The sequence below is a fragment of the Mangrovitalea sediminis genome (assembly GCF_002514725.1).
Lineage (GTDB): Bacteria > Pseudomonadota > Gammaproteobacteria > Pseudomonadales > Oleiphilaceae > Mangrovitalea > Mangrovitalea sediminis.
In genome coordinates, this window is the sequence record NZ_NTLB01000012.1 from 2,501 (window position 1) to 5,409 (window position 2,909).

The window sequence follows — 2,909 nt, forward strand, 5'->3', positions numbered from 1 at the left end:
GGGGACGGATAGGAGAAGGCTCTGGAAAGTGCCGCCATAGCGGGTGATAGCCCCGTATCCGAAATCCCAACCTGATGAAATCGAGTAGGACGGGTCACGTGTAATCCTGTCTGAACATGGGGGGACCATCCTCCAAGGCTAAATACTCCTGACTGACCGATAGTGAACCAGTACCGTGAGGGAAAGGCGAAAAGAACCCCTGTGAGGGGAGTGAAATAGATCCTGAAACCGTATGCGTACAAGCAGTCGGAGCACCTTCGGGTGTGACGGCGTACCTTTTGTATAATGGGTCAGCGACTTATGTTCAGTGGCAAGCTTAACCGTGTAGGGGAGGCGTAGGGAAACCGAGTCTGAATAGGGCGAATAGTCGCTGGGCATAGACCCGAAACCGGGCGATCTATCCATGGGCAGGTTGAAGGTGCGGTAACACGCACTGGAGGACCGAACCGGGATCTGTTGAAAAAGATTCGGATGACCTGTGGATCGGAGTGAAAGGCTAATCAAGCCCGGAGATAGCTGGTTCTCCCCGAAAGCTATTTAGGTAGCGCCTCGGACGAATACCACTGGGGGTAGAGCACTGTTTGGGCTAGGGGGTCATCCCGACTTACCAACCCCATGCAAACTCCGAATACCAGTGAGTACTATCCGGGAGACACACGGCGGGTGCTAACGTCCGTCGTGAAGAGGGAAACAACCCAGACCGCCAGCTAAGGTCCCCAAATTCCAGTTAAGTGGGAAACGATGTGGGAAGGCACAGACAGCTAGGAGGTTGGCTTAGAAGCAGCCACCCTTTAAAGAAAGCGTAATAGCTCACTAGTCGAGTCGGCCTGCGCGGAAGATGTAACGGGGCTCAAACTGGATACCGAAGCTGCGGCTGCGTACTTTGTACGTGGGGTAGGGGAGCGTTCTGTAAGTCTGTGAAGGTGGATCGAGAGGTCTGCTGGAGATATCAGAAGTGCGAATGCTGACATGAGTAACGATAATGCGGGTGAAAAACCCGCACGCCGGAAGACCAAGGGTTCCTGCGCAACGCTAATCGGCGCAGGGTGAGTCGGCCCCTAAGGCGAGACCGAAAGGTGTAGTCGATGGGAAACGGGTTAATATTCCCGTACCTTGTATCACTGCGATGGGGGGACGGAGAAGGCTAGGTTGGCCGGGCGCTGGTTGTCCCGGTTTAAGCGAGTAGGGAGGGGTTCTTGGTAAATCCGGAATCTCAATCCTGAGACGTGATGACGAGTCTCCTTTTGGAGACGAAGCAATTGATGCCATGCTTCCAGGAAAAGCCTCTAAGCTTCAGGTGATATGAGACCGTACCCCAAACCGACACAGGTGGTCAGGTAGAGAATACCAAGGCGCTTGAGAGAACTCGGGTGAAGGAACTAGGCAAAATGGTGCCGTAACTTCGGGAGAAGGCACGCCGGCATGTACGTGAAGCCCCTGCGGGTGGAGCGGAAGCCGGTCGAAGATACCAGGCCCCTGCGACTGTTTATTAAAAACACAGCACTCTGCAAACACGAAAGTGGACGTATAGGGTGTGACGCCTGCCCGGTGCCGGAAGGTTAATTGATGGGGTTAGTCCTCGGACGAAGCTCTTGATCGAAGCCCCGGTAAACGGCGGCCGTAACTATAACGGTCCTAAGGTAGCGAAATTCCTTGTCGGGTAAGTTCCGACCTGCACGAATGGCGTAACGATGGGGGCACTGTCTCCACCCGAGACTCAGTGAAATTGAAATCGCAGTGAAGATGCTGTGTATCCGCGGCTAGACGGAAAGACCCCGTGAACCTTTACTATAGCTTCACAGTGAACTTTGAACAGTCTTGTGTAGGATAGCTGGGAGGCTTTGAAGCGAGGACGCCAGTTCTCGTGGAGCCAACCTTGAAATACCAGCCTGGTCTGTTTGAGGTTCTAACTCTGTCCTGTTATCCAGGACGAGGACATTGTGTGGTGGGTAGTTTGACTGGGGCGGTCTCCTCCTAAAGAGTAACGGAGGAGCACAAAGGTGGGCTAAGCACGGTCGGACATCGTGCGGTTAGTGTAATGGCACAAGCCCGCTTGACTGCGAGACAGACACGTCGAGCAGGTGCGAAAGCAGGTCATAGTGATCCGGTGGTTCTGTATGGAAGGGCCATCGCTCAACGGATAAAAGGTACTCCGGGGATAACAGGCTGATACCGCCCAAGAGTTCACATCGACGGCGGTGTTTGGCACCTCGATGTCGGCTCATCACATCCTGGGGCTGAAGCCGGTCCCAAGGGTATGGCTGTTCGCCATTTAAAGTGGTACGCGAGCTGGGTTTAGAACGTCGTGAGACAGTTCGGTCCCTATCTGCCGTGGACGTTGGAAACTTGAGAAGAGCTGCTCCTAGTACGAGAGGACCGGAGTGGACGAACCTCTGGTGTTCGGGTTGTGTCGCCAGACGCATTGCCCGGTAGCTATGTTCGGACAGGATAACCGCTGAAAGCATCTAAGCGGGAAGCCCCCTTCAAGATAAGGTTTCCCTGGCCCCTCGAGGGCCCTAAAGAGCCGTTCAAGACCAGGACGTTGATAGGCAGGGTGTGTAAGCGCTGTGAGGCGTTGAGCTAACCTGTACTAATTGCTCGTGCGGCTTGACTATATAACACCCAAATCATCTGACCGGATAACCGATATCGTCAGCGTCTTGCCTTCTTCCAGTGATCAGCCGATCAACGCAAAGCGTTAAACGTTTTGCCTGACGACAATAGCGGTCTGGAACCACCTGATCCCATCCCGAACTCAGTCGTGAAACAGTCCTGCGCCGATGGTAGTGTGGCATATGCCCATGTGAGAGTAGGTCATCGTCAGGCTCTTAATACCAAGCCCCGACAGCGAAAGCTGCCGGGGCTTTTTTATGCGCCGGCGTTGGACGCCGCGCGGCCTCTCCTCCGGC

Annotated in this window: 2 rRNA genes (1 of these 2 cut by a window edge); both read left to right on the forward strand. The window is 54.5% G+C overall.

What is annotated here, in order from left to right:
* A 23S ribosomal RNA gene (locus CLR77_RS19870) occupies positions 1 to 2,615 on the forward strand (it extends 277 nt beyond the left edge of the window).
* A 95-nt stretch (positions 2,616 to 2,710) separates the two neighbouring features.
* A 5S ribosomal RNA gene (gene rrf / locus CLR77_RS19875) occupies positions 2,711 to 2,826 on the forward strand.
* The last annotated feature ends 83 nt before the right edge of the window (positions 2,827 to 2,909 follow it).